Annotated in this window: 17 protein-coding genes; 4 read left to right on the top strand and 13 right to left on the bottom strand. The window is 46.2% G+C overall.

What is annotated here, in order from left to right; genetic code table 11:
* Positions 1–96: 96 nt before the first annotated feature.
* The 6 genes from recO to H3V14_RS07295 all read right to left on the bottom strand — a co-directional run bounded on the left by recO (position 97) and on the right by H3V14_RS07295 (position 4,350).
* Positions 97–831, bottom strand: a complete 735-nt coding sequence (gene recO, locus H3V14_RS07320) for a DNA repair protein RecO (protein ID WP_198227653.1) — start codon at positions 829–831, stop codon at positions 97–99.
* Positions 832–833: 2 nt separating this feature from the next.
* Positions 834–1,739 (bottom strand): GTPase Era, encoded by a 906-nt coding sequence (gene era / locus H3V14_RS07315; protein ID WP_198213142.1) that lies wholly within the window; start codon positions 1,737–1,739, stop codon positions 834–836.
* Positions 1,732–2,439 (bottom strand): ribonuclease III, encoded by a 708-nt coding sequence (gene rnc, locus H3V14_RS07310; protein WP_075870076.1) that lies wholly within the window; start codon positions 2,437–2,439, stop codon positions 1,732–1,734. The genes era and rnc overlap by 8 nt, the downstream gene beginning before the upstream one ends.
* Positions 2,440–2,447: 8 nt before the next feature.
* On the bottom strand, positions 2,448–3,230 hold the full coding sequence (gene lepB, locus H3V14_RS07305) for a signal peptidase I (protein ID WP_371809448.1): 783 nt from the start codon (positions 3,228–3,230) through the stop codon (positions 2,448–2,450).
* A 101-nt stretch (positions 3,231–3,331) separates the two neighbouring features.
* Positions 3,332–3,742 (bottom strand): holo-ACP synthase, encoded by a 411-nt coding sequence (acpS, locus tag H3V14_RS07300; protein ID WP_198213145.1) that lies wholly within the window; start codon positions 3,740–3,742, stop codon positions 3,332–3,334.
* Between the two features lie 2 nt (positions 3,743–3,744).
* Positions 3,745–4,350: a DUF2062 domain-containing protein gene (locus H3V14_RS07295; protein ID WP_198213147.1), complete on the bottom strand. Its 606-nt coding sequence runs from the start codon at positions 4,348–4,350 to the stop codon at positions 3,745–3,747.
* Between the two features lie 175 nt (positions 4,351–4,525).
* On the opposite strand from H3V14_RS07295, the gene H3V14_RS07290 reads away from it, so the two are divergent.
* Positions 4,526–5,722, top strand: coding sequence for an MFS transporter (locus H3V14_RS07290; protein ID WP_198220618.1), 1,197 nt, complete (start codon positions 4,526–4,528; stop codon positions 5,720–5,722).
* Positions 5,723–5,785: 63 nt separating this feature from the next.
* On the opposite strand, the gene hemN is transcribed toward H3V14_RS07290, so the two are convergent.
* From hemN to rpoZ, 5 genes are all read right to left on the bottom strand, one after another.
* Complete coding sequence (gene hemN / locus H3V14_RS07285; protein WP_198227649.1) at positions 5,786–7,120, bottom strand: oxygen-independent coproporphyrinogen III oxidase; 1,335 nt, start codon at positions 7,118–7,120, stop codon at positions 5,786–5,788.
* 71 nt (positions 7,121–7,191) lie between these two features.
* Positions 7,192–7,869, bottom strand: coding sequence for a helix-turn-helix domain-containing protein (locus tag H3V14_RS07280; protein ID WP_198227647.1), 678 nt, complete (start codon positions 7,867–7,869; stop codon positions 7,192–7,194).
* A gap of 160 nt (positions 7,870–8,029) precedes the next feature.
* Positions 8,030–8,608 carry an orotate phosphoribosyltransferase gene (gene pyrE / locus H3V14_RS07275; RefSeq protein ID WP_198213155.1) on the bottom strand — a complete coding sequence of 193 codons (579 nt, stop codon included), beginning with the start codon at positions 8,606–8,608 and terminating at the stop codon, positions 8,030–8,032.
* Positions 8,609–8,714: 106 nt separating this feature from the next.
* Positions 8,715–10,943: a bifunctional (p)ppGpp synthetase/guanosine-3',5'-bis(diphosphate) 3'-pyrophosphohydrolase gene (locus tag H3V14_RS07270; RefSeq protein WP_075870081.1), complete on the bottom strand. Its 2,229-nt coding sequence runs from the start codon at positions 10,941–10,943 to the stop codon at positions 8,715–8,717.
* A gap of 134 nt (positions 10,944–11,077) precedes the next feature.
* Positions 11,078–11,482 (bottom strand): DNA-directed RNA polymerase subunit omega, encoded by a 405-nt coding sequence (gene rpoZ / locus H3V14_RS07265; RefSeq protein ID WP_075914951.1) that lies wholly within the window; start codon positions 11,480–11,482, stop codon positions 11,078–11,080.
* Between the two features lie 196 nt (positions 11,483–11,678).
* On the opposite strand from rpoZ, the gene H3V14_RS07260 reads away from it, so the two are divergent.
* Both H3V14_RS07260 and H3V14_RS07255 read left to right on the top strand, forming a co-directional pair.
* A complete protein-coding gene (locus H3V14_RS07260) occupies positions 11,679–12,272 on the top strand; it encodes an NYN domain-containing protein (RefSeq protein WP_198213157.1) in 594 nt (197 codons plus the stop codon).
* Positions 12,272–12,952, top strand: coding sequence for a uracil-DNA glycosylase (locus tag H3V14_RS07255; protein ID WP_198213159.1), 681 nt, complete (start codon positions 12,272–12,274; stop codon positions 12,950–12,952). The genes H3V14_RS07260 and H3V14_RS07255 overlap by 1 nt, the downstream gene beginning before the upstream one ends.
* Before the next feature lie 415 nt (positions 12,953–13,367).
* Here H3V14_RS07255 and smpB read toward each other — a convergent pair whose 3' ends face one another.
* Both smpB and dapA read right to left on the bottom strand, forming a co-directional pair.
* Positions 13,368–13,844 carry an SsrA-binding protein SmpB gene (gene smpB, locus H3V14_RS07250; protein WP_198213167.1) on the bottom strand — a complete coding sequence of 159 codons (477 nt, stop codon included), beginning with the start codon at positions 13,842–13,844 and terminating at the stop codon, positions 13,368–13,370.
* A gap of 21 nt (positions 13,845–13,865) precedes the next feature.
* Positions 13,866–14,750 (bottom strand): 4-hydroxy-tetrahydrodipicolinate synthase, encoded by an 885-nt coding sequence (gene dapA / locus H3V14_RS07245; protein WP_075914710.1) that lies wholly within the window; start codon positions 14,748–14,750, stop codon positions 13,866–13,868.
* A gap of 288 nt (positions 14,751–15,038) precedes the next feature.
* Between dapA and H3V14_RS07240 the strand changes: the two genes are divergently transcribed.
* Entirely contained in the window at positions 15,039–17,144 is a 2,106-nt protein-coding gene (locus H3V14_RS07240; protein WP_198227862.1) for a lytic transglycosylase domain-containing protein, read from the top strand.
* The last annotated feature ends 330 nt before the right edge of the window (positions 17,145–17,474 follow it).

The raw sequence follows: 17,474 nt of genomic DNA, 5'->3' as shown, positions 1-17,474 counted from the left end.
ATGAGGATGGCAATCGATACAAGACTATTATAGCCCGTGCTGAGTTCCGCGTGATCAAACGGTCTATGAACACTTGAAAGTGTACAGATTTATCTTTCAACCTTTATGAAAAAAGCGGGAAAGAGTTTCGACAAAACTGGCGCGAACTTCCGGTGGTTCAATTCCGCGGGCATTCCAGACATTACGGGTTAAAAAATATCCGGTTAAAAGAAAGCCTTGTTTGATATCTTCAAAATTTTCTGGTCGCTCGGAACTTTTTAACAAAAATTCCGGAAGCGGCAATAATTTGTCTTTCCATGGTTCTCCTGCCTCGGCACAAATAGCCCGTGCCGATTTCGGAGAGACATATTTGAGGTTGTCGCGTTTTCCTGTTGCGCCACATTTTGACAGATCAAGGCCGAACCCCACAGCCTCCAACAATTTTATTTCGAATCTCACCATCAATTCGCCGGTAATAAGCTCGTCGTCGATATTGTTGATCAGAAGCTCTAATATATCATAAAGTGCGGGATAAGGGTCGCGTTCAGGAAGAAGTCTGATATGAGCTGCCGCCAATTGCAACGCATATAGCGCATGCGGTTCCAACATCATACGGGAAGCATTGAAATCAACCGGCTCGATTTTAAAAATACCGAGATGTTCATCGAGCCTTGCCCACCAGTCGGCAATGACTTTGTTTCCAGGCTGGAGAACAGCGCTCATCTTGCGGGATCTTCCACCTTTGACCAATCCCATATGACGACCGTGCGAACGGGTCATCACTTCAACTATGGCGCTCGTTTCACCATGTTGTCTGGTACCAAGAATAAACGCCTGTTCTTTCCATTCCATCGTTAATTTGAATAGTCCAATCCCATTTCGCGATAGCGTTCCGGATCGTCGCTCCAATGGTCGCGTACCTTGACAAATAAAAAAAGATGTACCTTTTGTTCGAGGATTTCCATTAGCTCTTTTCGCGCTGCCTGTCCTATTGCTTTGATCGTCTCGCCTTTTGTGCCCAGAACAATCTTTTTCTGCCCCTCGCGTTCGACATAGATGATCTGGTTGATTTTTACAGAGCCGTCGGGCCTTTCTTCCCAGCTTTCGGTTTCTACCGTGGAAGCATAGGGCAATTCGTTATGCAGTCGCATATAAAGTTTTTCGCGGGTAATTTCTGCTGCCAATTGACGCATCGGCATATCCGATATCTGATCTTCCGGATAATACCATGGCCCCTCGGGTAGCTTTTTTGCCAGATAATCGAGAAGGTCATCGCAGCCGGTGCCCTTCAATGCCGAAATCATGAACGTTTCGGAAAATTGCTGGCCCTCATTCAACTTCTTCGCAAGTTCGAGAAGTGAAGGACGCGGCACAGAATCCACTTTGTTGATAACCAGTATCTTTTCCTGTTTTACCTTGGAAAGAGACGCAAAAACCTCTTCGGTTTCTTCATCCAGTCCCTTTGCCGCATCCACAAGGACAAGGACCATATCGGCATCTTTCGCACCACTCCATGCGGTTGTGACCATTGCCCGATCAAGTCGCCTTTTAGGGGTAAAGATACCCGGTGTATCGACAAGCACAATCTGGGTATTGTTGTGAGTGATGATACCGCGAATAAGTGCACGTGTTGTTTGCACTTTATGGGTAACAATGGAAACTTTTGTCCCCACCAACCGGTTGACAAGAGTGGATTTGCCGACATTCGGAGCACCGATCAAGGCAACAAAACCGGAATGTGTTTTATTATCATTATTCATTATTCTGGCTTTCGGTGTCTTTCCATACGCCTTCGCGCACAAGGAGTTTTTCTGCTGCATGGCGCTCCGCCTCGCGCTTGGAACGGCCACGCCCCGTTTCCGGTGCAAATCCCGAGACACGCACTTCTATATCAAAAATCGGGTCATGGTCAGGTCCATGGCGTTTTACAACGCGATATTGCGGTTGGGCGCCATTTTGCGTGTGCGCCCATTCCTGCAATTCTGTTTTTGCGTCTCTTCGGGCTGCTCCCGATTGTCTGGCACGCTCTTCCCAATAACGGCGGATAAACGGACGGACTGCGTCCAGTCCACCATCAAGATACATTGCTGCGATAAGCGCTTCGACAACATCGGCATGCATATTTGCCAAACGCCGTTCATCAAGATTTTTCATTTCCGCACCGACATAAACAATATCGGGCAAGCCGATTTCCTGTGCAATTTCTGCACAAGTTGCGGCATTGACCAAACCGTTCAATCTCACAGAAAGCTCGCCTTCGCTCGCGCGGGGATAAAAACCGAAAAGCATTTCGGAGACGAGAAGCCCCAATACTCTATCGCCCAAAAACTCCAACCGTTCATAATTGCCATGTGTCTGATCCTGAACACTCGAATGGGTCAGTGCGCGTCTTAAACGCTCTTCGTTCAGAAACTTATGGCCTGTCGATTTTTCCAGTTTTTCGACTTTTTGTTGGTTCATCTTCATACCTATTTATCAGGTGGAAAATATTTGATCGTATTTACAGACGAAAACAATCTGTTCCACCGTATATCTACTGGCCAACGCCAGATTTTCCATGCGGTCGCACCATTTCCTATCGAAAAGAAAATAAGATTGGCACGGCCTACAAGATTTTCGTAAGGGACATAGCCGACATTCATTCTGCTATCATCCGAACGATCGCGGTTATCGCCCATCATAAAGTAATAACCTTCAGGCACTTCGAAAACTTTAGTGTCATCAAGTTCGGGATAAAATTCCATATCAAGCGTATTATAAGTCACGCCGTTCGGCATGGTTTCACGATAGACATCGACAGGTCTTTGAACCTCGGTAACATCAGCATCGGTAATCTGTCCGACGAGCTTTCGCGGTACAGCTTCATCATTAATGTAAAGCGTACCGTCACGAACCTGTATCCTGTCACCGGGAAGGCCGACGAGCCGCTTGATATAATAGTCGTTTATTCTGTTTGGCGGGCGGAACACAATGATATCGCCCCGCTTGGGCTCGCTGCCCAAAATGCGTCCGGAAAAAAGATCGGGCGAAAACGGTATGGAGTAGCGCGAATAGCCATAGGCATATTTGGAAACAAAAAGATAATCGCCGACTAGCAATGTTGGCCGCATGGAGCCGGAAGGTATTGTGAAGGGCTGAAAAAGAATTGTCTGGAACAGCACTGCAATAATGAGCGCCTGTATGACAATAGAGATAAATTCACCAACACCCCCGCTCTTAGGGGATTTGGGGGAAACAGTAGTATTTTCCATTTCATTCATTTCCGTTTTGCCATTTCAGTTTTGCTATTACAGTTTTGCCTTTGTCACAAAGCACGCTCTATCGTTCATGAATTCAACTATCGGTATAAGCTTCAGGCTGTTTTTCCAAGAGAAACCGCTTCAATAATAACGAATGCTTGAGCCCAAGGAAAATCATCAGTAATCGTCAAATGTATGACAGCTTTGTGTCCTTGAGGTGTTAATCGTTCAAGAAATTGTTTTGCATTGTTGGTGAGTTCCATTGTGGGTTTTCCACCCGCCAAATTGACAACCCCCATATCCTTCCACCAGACACCACGCGAGACACCGGTGCCAAGCGCTTTGGCGCAAGCCTCTTTTGCAGCAAACCTTTTTGCATAGGAAGCAACGCGATTTTTTCTCCCTTCCGATTTTTTTTGTTCTATAGGGGTAAAAATACGACCGATAAAACGCTCGCCATGGCGCTCGAGTACTTTTTCAACCCTCCGGATATCGATCATATCGTTGCCAATGCCAATAATCACTTTCAAGCGCCTTGTTTCTGGTCTTTTTTCAAACGCATGCGAACCTTTTCTGCCATTTTTTCCTGCCTGTGTTTTTGAAAGCGGGCTGTCGCCCGATAAGCACAAATATAGGCGAAACTTCCCAAAAACAATCCGAGGATCAAACCACCGAAAAGAATGGGTTTCATCACTGTATCCCATGCTTCAAGCAGAATCCCCCAAGCTTGTGAAGCCGAAAGGCCTTCAAACATTGCCCGTATTTCGGCAAGTGGTATTGCATCGACATTACCGAAAAGAGCAAAACAGAAATGTCCGAGCTTGTAATCAAGCATAACAATCGGCAAGAATGTCAACGGGTTAGAAAGCATGGTACCAAGAATTGCTGCTGCAACATTGCCACGCAGAAGCCATGTCACGATGCCTGCCAGAACAATATGAAAACCGAACAGTGGCGAACTTGCAGCAAGAACCCCGATGGCAAGCCCCAATGCCACCTGATGAGGTGTTGCAGAGATGCGTAACAGGCGTTTTCCATAATATTTCAAAGAACGCGAAAACGACCGCCGTGGCCACAACCACAAGCGTATCCGTTCCAAGAAAGTTACAGGTTTCCGTCGGCGAAAAAGCATTTTGTCTTCATAAACGCCCGAACACAACGAGACAATCTTTAATATTCAAATTACGATCCTAACCTGAAAAATTCGCTTCTATCCGACAACACAATCACTTTACCTTAAAGATTTTTAGCTTGCTGGCTATTATTTTCAAAGTTAAAAAATTGTTTCCCACCGGAGTGAGGAAGCCATGAGCATAACGAACAACGATGCGAATCGACAAGCGGAAACTACTTTTATTTCCATAATCTTCGCTGTGAGTTGTGGACATTTTCTCAACGATGTCATGCAATCGATGCTTCCGGCAATCTACCCGATCTTGCGCGAAAACTATGGCCTGACCTTTCTCCAGATCGGAATTATCACCGCCGTTTATCAAATGACCGGTTCGGTTTTGCAACCGGTTATCGGCTTTTATACCGATAAAAAGCCGAGTCCCTATTCTTTGCCATTTGCTTCGGCCTCGACCATGGTCGGCCTTCTTCTGCTTGCCAATGCACATCATTATTACATATTGTTGATCGGATCAGCCTTTGTCGGGCTCGGTTCTTCAATCTTCCATCCGGAAGCATCAAGGGTTGCGCGCCTTGCTTCAGGCGGAAAATATGGTGTGGCGCAATCGATATTCCAGGTCGGCGGAAATTGCGGCGCGGCCATAGGACCGGTCATTGCCGCAGTTTTTATAAGCCAGCAACAACGGATTGGTTGGCTATCAATTCTAGCGTTTTTTGGCATTATTATTCTGATCTTTGTCAGTCATTGGTATGCCAATAATCTCAAAAGACGTTTGACGAAGAAAACATCTGCAAACACGCATCACCTTCCAAAAGCCCAAGTGCGCAATGCCTTGTTTGTTCTTGTCGGCCTGATGTTTGCCAAATATGTCTACATGGCCAGCATGCAGAACTATTATATGTTCTACACAATGGAAAAATTCGGCGTCAGCCTTCATCAAGCCCAGCTTTTGCTGTTCCTCTATCTTGGAGGAATTGCCATTGGCACCATTTTCGGTGGTCCGATAGGTGACCGTATCGGTGCCAGAACCGTTATCTGGGTATCAATTCTGGGTGTCTTTCCTTTTACGGTCATTCTGCCCTATGTCAACTTGCCTCTTACTGCAATTCTCACAGTCATCATCGGCATGATATTGGCTTCCGCATTTCCGGCAATCGTTGTTTTTGCTCAAGAACTGATGCCAGGAAAAGTTGGGACTGTTGCAGGGCTTTTTTTCGGATTATCATTTGGCATAGGAGCACTCTCGTCAGCCGGACTTGGCCGGATAATGGATCTTGTCGGTTCGCAGACCATGTTTGAAATCTGCTCCTATATGCCGGCACTTGGTCTTATAGCGGTATTTTTGCCAAAGTTGCGCACCGGTCACGCTTGACCCGGACGTAAAATTTTAAATCAGAAAATCGAAAAAGGGTTTCCGGTTGACAGGCAAGTGAGATCACACGGCGGCACTGAATTGTGCCAGATTCTGTTGTCTATAGGCATCGAACAGACTTGCAACCGCGCGCACAAAAGGCCGCCCTTCCTCGGTCATCTCAATAATACCATCGTGTTCGGTGGCAAGACCGTCAGCAATAATCGGCTTAAGATGCTCAAGAGCACTTTGAAATTTTGCTTTCCCTCCGAACTTCGAAAGATCCAGTTTGAAGTCACACATAAGTTTGGCAATCATACTGGCGCGAAGCCGGTCATCATCATTGGTTGCAATACCGCGCACAGTTGCCATTTTATTTGCATCAATTGTCCGGCGATATTCGGCAATACCGGCAACAGTTTGGGCAAAGCCGTCACGGAATTCGGATATCGAAGAACAGCCAAAGCCGATTAGAACCGGACAATCATCATCGGTATAGCCCTGAAAATTCCGATGTAGATGATGTTCCTTTGCGGCAATTGCCAAATGGTCGTCAGGAAGCGCAAAATGATCAATTCCGATCGGAATATACCCCATATCAACCAGATTTTTTTCAACGGCCGCCGCTTGATAGAAACGTTCAAGTGGCCCGGGCAGCAATGCCGCATCAATCAACCGCTGGTTGGCGCGTCTTTTCGGCAAATGTGCATAGCCATAACAGGCAATACGATTGGGATGATATTCGCCGATAGTGCGACACGTATCATTGAGCGTCTCGATCGTTTGAAGCGGAAGACCATAAATCAGATCGAAATTGATATGTTCGAGCCCTGCCTCACGCAGATAATCTACAGATCTTTTAACGATGGCTGCAGGCTGGATACGGCCAATTGCCTTCTGAACCTGAGGATTAACATCCTGAACGCCGAGGCTTGTACGATTAACACCTATTTCCAGCAAAGTCTTGACCAGATCATGCGTGACAGTGCGGGGATCAAGCTCTATCGCATGTTCGGCTTTTTTATCGAATTCGAAGAACTCGTGCAGTGTTTCCATAATGGAAAGAAACGATTGGCGTGGCAGGATAGAAGGCGTACCACCGCCCCAATGAAGATGCACAACCCGAGATTTTCCTTTTAAATGCTGTGCTTGAAGTCTGATATCCTTAATGACACTTTCGGCATAGCCGACAATTGCGTCATCCTTCTTCGTGGCTTTTGCGTGGCAACCGCAATAATAGCAAAGCTGCCGGCAATATGGAACATGGATATAAAGTGACACCGCTTGATCAGGCTTGATCTTGCCAAGCCAATCTGCTCGCTGTTCATCGGTAACAGCAACAAAATCTGCCGCTGTCGGATATGACGTATAACGGGGAACTGCCAATGTCGCGTAATGCAACAATGTTTCCGTTTTCATCTTATATCCTTCCATGTTTTGAGCGGAATTTAAAATTCTACATTTTTAAACACATAGTCACCGGTGGGCCATTATGCAACCTCGCAGGTAATCGCGGCCACCTGCTTCAACTGTGATTTATCGACAACTTCAACTTGATTGACCGAAACAAGCTTGATGACACCTTGCACTCTAAGTTTGGAAAAACAACGACTTACCGTTTCTATTGTCAAACCGAGATGATCGGCAATGTCGGTTCTATTCATCGGTAACGCAAGAGGTGATGCCCGTAACCGGTTATTCTCCATGCGCTCGATCAAATCATAGAGGAAACGTGCCAATTTTTCGACCGGTGATAACCTGCTCAAAATAAGCTGGTTTTCATAGGAGCGTTGCAGCGCATTTTTTGCCATATCAAGAACACGATCACGAACTTCGGAATGCTCAAAAAAATAGTCTTCAATCATATCTCGATCAAAAGCACAGGCAACAACCGGCGTAATCGCTTCAGCCGTTAGAATATGCGTACCGGCTTCCACAAATCCCAAAAAATCACCGGCAAACGCAAATCCGGTAATACACCGGCGACCATCATTGAGAGTTTTCACAAGTCTCACAGCGCCGGATACAATCGTATAAATTTTTTCGCGCTTTCTCCCCTCATGAAAAAGTGTTGCACCAGACGAAAAAATTTCCCGAGTTTTAAGATGGTCTAATTCGGCCAGATCTTCATCGTGCAGCGGAGCACACATGGCCAAATCGTGCACCATACACATTTGGCACCGTTCGGTATCCTTTATATTAGCAGAGCAATCAGGACAAAATTTGTCAGTCTTTAAGGTCAAATCTTCTTCCATGAATGATAGTGTTGAATTTTCCCGCTTTGTTCAACTGCAATATTTGAAATAAGGCGCAAGTTTAAGAAGGCAACTATATATTTCTGCTGCCCGGCTTGACCGCAGGAATCTTTGCCAATTCCGGCGGAATCTGATCGGCCGGGTAAGAGGGAACAGCATATTCGGCAAGTGGAATGAGAGGCACACCAACATCAACTTTTCCCGCTGAACGATCAACGATACAGGCGGCGGCCACTATATTGGCACCTGCTTCTTTCATTGCCTCGATGGTTTCCCGTATGGAAAGGCCTGTTGTCACAATATCCTCAACAATCACGACCCGCGAGCCCTTAGGAATATCGAACCGGCGCAGCCTGAATTTTCCATTTTCACGCTCGACCCAGATAGATGGCACGCCAAGATGACGGGATGTTTCATATGAAGGGATAAGCCCACCAATCGCCGGCCCTACAACATAATCTATTTTACCTTTAACATTTTCGCGTATTTTGTCGGCAAGAGCGCGACACAATTTTTCGGTCATATCGGCATGCATAAAGACCTTTGCCTTCTGCATATAGATTCCGCTATGGCGACCGGAAGTCAGAATAAAATGGCCTTCCAGTATTGCACCCGCTTTTTTAAAGATATCCAGCACATCTTGTGTATTCATAAATAAACCTCAGTCATTCAAGCGGGAGAGCCCGCCATACATAATCAAGTCGGTTAAATTCCGACAATTTCCATTCACCCGAACCATCCGCCCGAAAGCGGATCACTCAACCATTCACACGTTCAGCTGTACTTACCGATGCTGTTTCTTTTAGTTGAGTGAGAATTCTGTTCAAGTGTTTTAAATCCCAAACTTCAAGATCGATAATCATTTCTGTAAAATCCGGAGCGGTCCTGACCATCGACAGATTTTGAATATTGGCATCATTGCTTGCGATGGCCTGCGAAACCTCTGCCAATGACCCGGGTGAATTGATGGCAAGAACAGTAATGCGGGCAGGAAAACGTTCTGTCATTGCCGCATCAATATCCCAGCGCACATCAATCCAGCGCTCAGGTTGGTCATCAAAAGCTTTCAAAGCCGGTGATTGTATAGGATAAATGACGATACCGGCTCCTGGTTGCATAATACCGACAATTCTGTCACCAGGGACTGCCCCTTCCGGCGCAAAACGCACCGGAACATCGCCATGTGTACCACGAATTGGCAAAGCATGGTCTTCCTGATAAGGACCAACGGGCTTGGATTTATCACCTTCCGGCACTTTAAACAGCATACCTTGAGCGTTCTGTATATTGAACCACCCTTCTTCATGCGGGCCGATTGAGGATTTTTGTTGCGCGCGATTATCCTGATAATCGGGGTAGACTGCTTTAACAACATCCGAAGAAGGCAGTTCACCACGCCCGACGGCAGCTAGAACATCGTCCACATCAAGACGAGCCAAACGGGGAAGTACTTTTTTAAGTTCGTCTTTGGAAAATTGTTTTCCTGCCCTCTCGAAGGTGCGTTCCAATATACGTGTTCCCAATCCCGAATATTGTTTTCGCACGGCTACCCGCGTTGCCCTTCTGATTGCAGCGCGTGCCTTACCTGTGACAACAAGCGATTCCCAAGCAGCCGGTGGTACTTGGGCTTTAGAACGGATTATTTCGACTTCATCACCATTTGTGAGCGTTGTCATAAGCGGCATGATGCGTCCATTGATTTTTACGCCGACGCAGGAATCGCCAACATCTGTATGGACAGCATAAGCAAAATCAATCGGCGTTGCGCCTTTAGGCAAAGCAATGAGGCGCCCCTTTGGGGTAAAGCAGAAAACCTGATCCTGAAACAATTCGAGTTTCGTATGTTCCAGAAACTCTTCCGGATTATCGCCTTCGGATAATGACTGTATCGTTTGGCGCAACCATGCATAGGCATTGGTTTCGTTTTCGAGTTTGCTTGGAGAATTATTGGAACCGCGATCTTTGTAAATCGAATGAGCTGCCACACCATATTCGGCTACTTCGTCCATTTCCCGTGTTCTGATTTGTAATTCGACACGCTGTCTTGATGGCCCGACAATGGTGGTATGGATCGAACGATAATCGTTCTGTTTGGGAATTGAGATATAGTCTTTAAACCTTCCGGGAACCATCGGCCAGGTTGTATGGATAATGCCCAAAGCACGGTAACAATCTGCAACGCTGTCAACTATGACGCGGAAACCATAAATATCCGATAGTTGCTCGAACGACAGCGCTTTGGTTTCCATCTTTCGAAAAACCGAATAGGGTTTTTTCTGCCTGCTTTTGACATAGGCTTTTATTCCGTGTTCGGCAAAAAGCTTGGTCAAATCTTTCTCAATCGTCGACAACAGGTCGCGATTGCGTTCGGAAAGATCGGCCAGTCGATCGGTAACTGCACGATAAGCTTCGGGGTTAAGATAAAAAAAGGCGCGATCCTCAAGCTCTTCGCGCATATCCTGCATACCCATGCGGCCGGCAAGCGGAGCATAAATATCCATTGTTTCTTCGGCAATACGACGGCGCTTTTCCTCGCGCATAACACCAAGCGTGCGCATATTGTGCAGCCGGTCGGCAAGCTTGACCAAAAGAACGCGGACATCTTCCGATATAGCGATGAGGAGCTTCCTCAAGTTTTCCGCTTGTATAGCCTTTTTGGAAACTAGATCAAGCTTCTTTAGTTTCGTCAGCCCTTCGACCAGCTTACCTATTTCAGGGCCAAAAAGCTGGTCGATTTCTGCGCGCGTTGCTGTGGTATCTTCAATCGTATCATGAAGGAGAGCAACAGCAATGGTTGCTTCATCAAGGTGCATATCTGTGAGGATTGCAGCCACTTCCAAAGGGTGGGAAAAATACGGATCGCCGGTAGCACGCTTTTGCGAACCATGCTTCTGCATGGCGTAAACATAAGCTTTGTTGAGCAATGCCTCATTGCAGTCAGGCTTGTAACGTTGGACACGCTCGACAAGCTCGTACTGACGCATCATTTAGGCATACTCCCTTTTAATCAAACAGTATGCTTATCATGTAACCGAAAAAACGATACAACAAGCAAAATCACAAAAAATATGCGCTACCTCATCAGCAGCGCATAAAAAGAATCAGAAAGCTGATTATTCAATCAATAATCGTCATTTTTTTCCGGCGCTACCAAGCCTTCAATACCGGCAAGAAGTTCATCTTCCGACATATGGTCGAATGAAACTTTTTCATCCGGTTTCTTGGTCTCGGAACCGAATACGTCGTCGGTTTCATCACTGTGACCGATGAGAGCAGGCTCCGGCTCGGGTTCGTCAACTTCAACATGCTTTTGCAATGAATGGATCAGATCTTCCTTGAGATCTGCCGGTGACAATGTCTCGTCAGCAATTTCGCGCAGAGCCACAACCGGATTCTTGTCATTGTCTCGATCAATTGTGATTTCAGCGCCTTGCGATATCTGGCGCGCCCGATGAGCTGCCAGAAGCACCAGTTCAAAGCGGTTATCAACCTTATCAATACAATCTTCAACCGTAACGCGGGCCATAGATGCCCCTTTCCTCAGAGTTCGTAAATTGATGGATTTGCATTTGGCATATACAATTTGAAATGAAAAAACAAGAAAAACCGCATGTGATTGATAATTTTTCCATATTCCTATCTTGGCAAGAGCCGTAAGAGCTGACATATCTAACGGTAATAATTTGTAAATTAAGCCTTTATGGTAAAATGGATATAAGACGATGTTTGACCCGAGAGAAAAAATAGCCCTTTTTATAGACGGCGCAAACCTTTACGCAACGTCCAAAACACTGGGTTTTGATATTGATTACCGGAAACTTTTAAAGGCATTCCAGAAGCGCGGATATCTACTTAGAGCTTATTACTATACAGCTCTGATCGAGGATCAGGAATATTCGTCAATCCGCCCCTTGATCGACTGGCTGGATTATAACGGCTACCGTGTTATCACCAAGAATGCGCGGGAATTTACCGATCCTGCCGGGCGACGCAAGGTCAAGGGGAATATGGATATCGAACTTGCCGTCGATGCGATGGAGTTATCAGACACAGTCGACCATTTTGTGATATTTTCCGGCGATGGCGATTTTCGGTCACTTGTTGAAGCGCTCCAAAGACGAGGTCGCAAGGTAAGTGTTGTCTCGACGCTGACAACCCAGCCGGCTATGATATCTGACGAATTGAGACGACAGGCCGATCATTTCATTGACCTTACAACCTTGAAACCGGAAATTGGACGCGCACCGTCGGATAAACCGCAAAAAGAATACCCTTTCGGTAGTGACGATGACAATGGTGACGACGAATTTTACTGATGCTCCAGCATTCCAATAAAGCGTTTCTTGAACCATGCCCCGAGCCGCCGCAAAATTGTAGCTTATGCCCAAGACTTCATGATTTTCGCGAAGAATGGCGCAATAAAGAGCCGCTTTGGCATAACGGACCAGTCAAACCGTTTTTTCCGATCGGCGGTGCCAATGCAACGCGCCTTCTCGTTGTCGGTTTGGCACCCGGTTTAAGGGGGGCAAACCGCACAGGTCGTCCCTTTACCGGCGACTATGCCGGCGATCTTTTATATTCGACCTTGAAGAAATATGGATTCGCCCGCGGTGTGTTCGAGGCTAGGCCGGACGATAGCCTTGAACTCATTGACGCGACAATCGTTAATGCTGTGCGCTGTGTTCCGCCTGAAAACAAGCCGATTGGTGCGGAAATCAACCAATGCCGTCAATTTTTTGCCCCGCTTCTTGAAAATTTGCCAAAACTGCAAGCGGTTGTCACGTTGGGATCAATTGCCCATCAATCAACCGTCCGCGCACTTGGTGCGAAAATTGCGCAGCACCCCTTTGGACATGGCAAGGTCACAGATATCGGACATTTGCGCATTTTTCCAAGTTATCATTGTTCAAGATATAACACCAATACCGGCCGACTGACCGAGATGATGTTTCATGAAATTTTTTCGGCAGTACGCGATTATCTTGATCAAAACTAGTCTGATTTAATGATCGAATATAATTGATCTGCTTTGTGTTAACGTAAACGCTGTTTGTCCGCTACCGATCTTCCTACTCTGGAACGTCGGAGAGGCAATTTTTTGAGGACAAGCCTGATCTTTAGATAAGACGAAATCGCTTTTTAAATATGAGCACATCCTTTGGCTGTTTCAGGCTAAAGTGTCATCTTGCCTGCTGCCGATTGCGTCCGCTCATAAAAGTTTTTTGCTTGTCCAATGGCCGTTTTCTTCCGGCATTTTTTCTTCCGGCATCCGTTTCTTGTTAGTTAATCTTTTTTTCAAGGGCGGATTGATTTCTGTCTAAAAAACGAAAAGCTATGAATGAAAACTTTTTACAGAAGCGCATCAAACAACAAATAAGCGCATCAGATAAATTTTCGAGTTATAGAGAACGTTAACCGCGTTCACGCATGAGGCGTGCTTTTTCACGATTCCAGTCACGTTTCTTTTCCGTTTCGCGTTTGTCGTGAATCTTTTTCCCCCGAGCAAGCGCTATTTCAAGCTTCACCCTTCCCCGTTCATTAAAATAAAGCTTTAACGGAACAATGGTCATGCCTTCACGCGCGACAGCATTTGCCCAACGTGACATTTCATGCTTGGACACCAGAAGCTTGCGCAAGCGACGCGGGTCATGATTAAATCTATTTCCCTGTTTGTATTCCGGTATATAGGAATTGATCAGCCAGAACTCGCCGTTTTCAAAACTCGCATAGCTTTCAGCGATATTTCCGTGATGGGCACGCAGCGATTTAACCTCGGTGCCCTGCAAAACCACTCCGGCCTCCAATGTATCAAGAATTTCGTAATTGAAACGCGCTTTGCGGTTATCTGCGACAACCTTGTAGGCCGAAGAATTGTTCTTTTTATTCATAAAGTACCAGATAGACGGCTATTAATCGTTGACAAGGCCTGCATGTTTCAATGCAGCGTCAATAATGTGTTTTGTTTCATCTTCAATAGGAACAATCGGCGAGCGCACAACGCTGGTGCAAATACCGAGTTTTTCGGCTGCATACTTTACACCGGCAGGGCTTGGTTCAAGAAACAACGCGCGGTTAAGCGGCATCAACCGGTCATTCAATTCCAGTGCTTTGGCAAAATTGTTTTCACGGCAAGCCTGAAAAAGTTCTGCACATTGTTTCGGGGCAATATTGGAAGTGACAGAAATGCACCCTACGCCACCTTGCGCGTTGAAGCCCAAAGCTGTGCTATCATCGCCTGAAAGCTGGACAAAATCTTTGCCGCATTTTCTGCGTTGTTCACTTGCACGTTCAATTTTGCCTGTAGCGTCTTTGACGCCGATAATGTTTTCGAAGTCGTGATGCAGCTTTGCCATTGTATCGGCAGTCATATCAACAACAGAACGCCCAGGAATGTTGTATATGATCAAGGGAATCGAGATCGCTTTTGCAACCGTCGAAAAATGCTCATACATCCCTCTCTGGTTCGGCTTGTTATAATAAGGAGTGACAACAAGAACAGCGTCCGCACCGGCTTTTTCTGCAAATTCGGCAAGTTCGACTGCTTCCTTAGTGCTGTTGGAACCCGCACCGGCAATAACCGGAACGCGTTTGGCAACCTGACGAACACAAAGTTCAATGACACGTTTATGTTCCTGATAGCTGAGCGTCGGCGATTCACCGGTTGTTCCAACGGGGACAAGACCGTTAATGCCCTGTTTGACCTGCCATTCGACAAGATCACATAATGTTTTCTCGGCTACATTGCCGTTTTTGTCGAAAGGTGTAATGAGTGCGGTCAGTGCTCCCTTGAGCATGGTAAACTCCCTGATTATATATTCAGTATTAAGGCAATCGCCCCTTCAATATGCCTTTAAGACCATAGTATCGCCATCCAATTGACGCAAGTCGATTTTACACTGCTCGCCCGTCTTCAGTATGAAAGGTGAATCTTTCTTTTTAAGAATGACGTATTCAACCAGGAATCGGATTGAACAAAATGTTCAAGCATGTCGGAATTGGGTAACGATAACTTGTTAACCCGTCTTTCACGGTTAGAGGTTATTTTAGACAAAAACATTCATAAATGGGCTTTTTAAAGTATGATGCGTAAATATTCGTCAGGTGTTCTGGCAAAAACGACTGTTTCTTTCTTCGTGGCAACGAGTATGCTCACGTCGATTGCTGATAGTCATGCAGCATCCTCTCACACCAATGCCCCTATACCGTTAGCCCGTCCTTTTGCGTCAACGCCTAAAGCCGTTGCACCGCTCAAATCCGACGCAATTGTAACGAACGCAATCCCGCGCACCAACAGTGTCGTTGTTAATGGAAGTCTTAAATCGGGTCTTGATGCGCTTTATAGCAAACAAGCAGCAAGTGCCATTTCCATTCGCAATAACATGCCGAGAAATAGCCTTGATCGTCATATTCTGACTTGGGCAATCGGCGTGTCGGGCGTACCCGGCATTCCCAGTTCCGAAATATTCAACGCAGCACAAGAATTGCACGACTGGCCCGGCATGACAGCAATGCGCCGCAATTCCGAACGTGCTCTTGCCAGTGAAATGAACTCCCCTCAAGCAATTATCAGCGGCTTTGGCAATTATACTCCTGTAACAGCACAAGGCATGGCAGCGCTTGGCGGTGCATTGGTGGAAACGGGCCAAACGGCACGCGCACGGCAAATTCTTGCACCATGGTGGTATAAAGCGAAACTCAATGCACAGGAAGAACAACTGGTATTGAAAAAAGCAGGGTCGGCATTGCTTCCGGCAGATCATCTTCAACGCATGCGCGCCATGCTTTATGCCAATCGTATTTCTTCTGCCGAACGTGTAGCAAAATTGGCGAATGCCCAATCTCTTTATGCAGGTTTTGCGGCTGTTGCCAATAATGACTCTAACGCCCGCCAAAAACTTGCAGCGGTTGATAAAAGTTTCCGCAAAGATTCACTTTATCTTTTTGCCCAAATTCAATATTTGCGCCGCTCGGGGCAATGTGATGATGCGGCAAAACTTATGTTAAAGGCGCCAAAAGATGCTCTTACGCTGGTTGATCCGGATGCCTGGTGGATTGAACGGCGCGTTTTATCACGCGAAATGCTTGATGAAAACAAGCCGAAAATCGCCTATCAACTGGTAGCAGCCCATTCGGCCGAAAGTCCGACCTTGGCGGCCGACGCCGAATTTCATGCTGGCTGGTATGCTCTCCGGTTTCTGGGTGATAATAAAACGGCAATGCAACACTTTTCCCGCATTGTGCAAATCTCGTCACGACCGGTTTCAGCTTCGCGCGGGTTTTATTGGATGGGTAGAACGGCCGAAGCACAGGGAAATCGTAGCAACGCTATTCAATATTTTCGCCGTGCCGCCCATTATGGCACTACCTTTTACGGGCAGCTTGCCGCAGCCCGGCTTGGTGAACAGAGGCTCGAAATTCCCTATCCGAAGCCGACAGCAAGCGATCGTCAGCGCTTTGAATCACGCGAACCGGTCATGGCTATAAAGAGGCTTGAAGCGATAGGATATTCCGATCGTGCAGGCGTCCTTTATCGTGAACTCGGAGAAGAGCTTGATAGCCCCGGTGAACTTGCTATGCTCGCCGTTATGGCAGAGCGTAAAGGTGACCATTATACGAGCCTGAAGATTGGCAAAAGCGCGGTCATCAGGGGTATGGATGTAGGCTCCCTCTCCCACCCTGTCGGCGCAATTCCCGAAACAGCCAATATTTCTGCTTCCGGCAAGGCACTTGCCTATGCCATTGCACGGCAAGAAAGCGAATTTAAAACCGATGCGGTTTCAGGTGCGGGTGCCAAGGGTATGCTGCAACTTCTGCCAACAACAGCAAAAGCCGTTGCAAACAAAAATTCGATCAAATGGCAGCCGGAAAAATTGGCAACCGATGCCGGATATAATGCCACTTTGGGCGCCCATTTTCTGGGTGAGCAACTTGACCGTTTCAACGGTTCCTATATCCTGACATTTATCGGTTATAATGCTGGTGGGCGACGCGCCAATGAATGGATCAGCCGTTATGGCGACCCGCGCGGGCAATCCGTCGATTGGGTTGTCGACTGGGTTGAGCGTATTCCTTACTCGGAAACGCGCGACTATGTCATGCGTGTCATGGAAAACTATCAGGTTTATAAAGCACGCCTTACCGGCACTGCCGATATCAATGTTGACCTGACCGCCGGCCGTCACGGTTGAAAAGTGAAATATTTTACAATTTTTAGTTTTTATAATGTAAAATTTCTATAAGAGTTAATTTCTTTAAATAATTTTATTACATATAACTATGTTAATATATTATATATATTATTAAATACTATTTTATAAAAGGATAATATTAACGATTTTACTCTAATCAATATATAATATCCATAATTTCTCCAATTTACCCTGTATGACAGCGTAAACGATGCTTTTGTAAAAGGTGAATAAGCTTCAGAATTAGTTCTATATGTTCCATCGTTGTTGTTTGTCCAAAGTCCGGCAACATAGGACAGTACGGAATATGAAGAAACGTAAATACATAAG

It is taken from the genome of Bartonella sp. W8151, from assembly GCF_016100385.1.
GTDB lineage: Bacteria > Pseudomonadota > Alphaproteobacteria > Rhizobiales > Rhizobiaceae > Bartonella > Bartonella apis.
This window is presented reverse-complemented; position numbering and strand designations above follow the sequence as displayed.

Excerpts from the sequence above, each read along its gene's own strand:
- recO (WP_198227653.1), bottom strand. The coding sequence starts at position 831 with ATGGAATGGAAAGAACAGGCGTTTATTCTTGGTACCAGACAACATGGT.
- era (WP_198213142.1), bottom strand. The coding sequence starts at position 1,739 with ATGAATAATGATAATAAAACACATTCCGGTTTTGTTGCCTTGATCGGT.
- rnc (WP_075870076.1), bottom strand. The coding sequence starts at position 2,439 with ATGAACCAACAAAAAGTCGAAAAACTGGAAAAATCGACAGGCCATAAG.
- lepB (WP_371809448.1), bottom strand. The coding sequence starts at position 3,230 with ATGGAAAATACTACTGTTTCCCCCAAATCCCCTAAGAGCGGGGGTGTT.
- H3V14_RS07295 (WP_198213147.1), bottom strand. The coding sequence starts at position 4,350 with ATGCTTTTTCGCCGACGGAAACCTGTAACTTTCTTGGAACGGATACGC.
- H3V14_RS07290 (WP_198220618.1), top strand. The coding sequence starts at position 4,526 with ATGAGCATAACGAACAACGATGCGAATCGACAAGCGGAAACTACTTTT.
- hemN (WP_198227649.1), bottom strand. The coding sequence starts at position 7,120 with ATGAAAACGGAAACATTGTTGCATTACGCGACATTGGCAGTTCCCCGT.
- H3V14_RS07280 (WP_198227647.1), bottom strand. The coding sequence starts at position 7,869 with ATGGTGCACGATTTGGCCATGTGTGCTCCGCTGCACGATGAAGATCTG.
- pyrE (WP_198213155.1), bottom strand. The coding sequence starts at position 8,608 with ATGAATACACAAGATGTGCTGGATATCTTTAAAAAAGCGGGTGCAATA.
- H3V14_RS07270 (WP_075870081.1), bottom strand. The coding sequence starts at position 10,943 with ATGATGCGTCAGTACGAGCTTGTCGAGCGTGTCCAACGTTACAAGCCT.
- rpoZ (WP_075914951.1), bottom strand. The coding sequence starts at position 11,482 with ATGGCCCGCGTTACGGTTGAAGATTGTATTGATAAGGTTGATAACCGC.
- H3V14_RS07260 (WP_198213157.1), top strand. The coding sequence starts at position 11,679 with ATGTTTGACCCGAGAGAAAAAATAGCCCTTTTTATAGACGGCGCAAAC.
- H3V14_RS07255 (WP_198213159.1), top strand. The coding sequence starts at position 12,272 with ATGCTCCAGCATTCCAATAAAGCGTTTCTTGAACCATGCCCCGAGCCG.
- smpB (WP_198213167.1), bottom strand. The coding sequence starts at position 13,844 with ATGAATAAAAAGAACAATTCTTCGGCCTACAAGGTTGTCGCAGATAAC.
- dapA (WP_075914710.1), bottom strand. The coding sequence starts at position 14,750 with ATGCTCAAGGGAGCACTGACCGCACTCATTACACCTTTCGACAAAAAC.
- H3V14_RS07240 (WP_198227862.1), top strand. The coding sequence starts at position 15,039 with ATGCGTAAATATTCGTCAGGTGTTCTGGCAAAAACGACTGTTTCTTTC.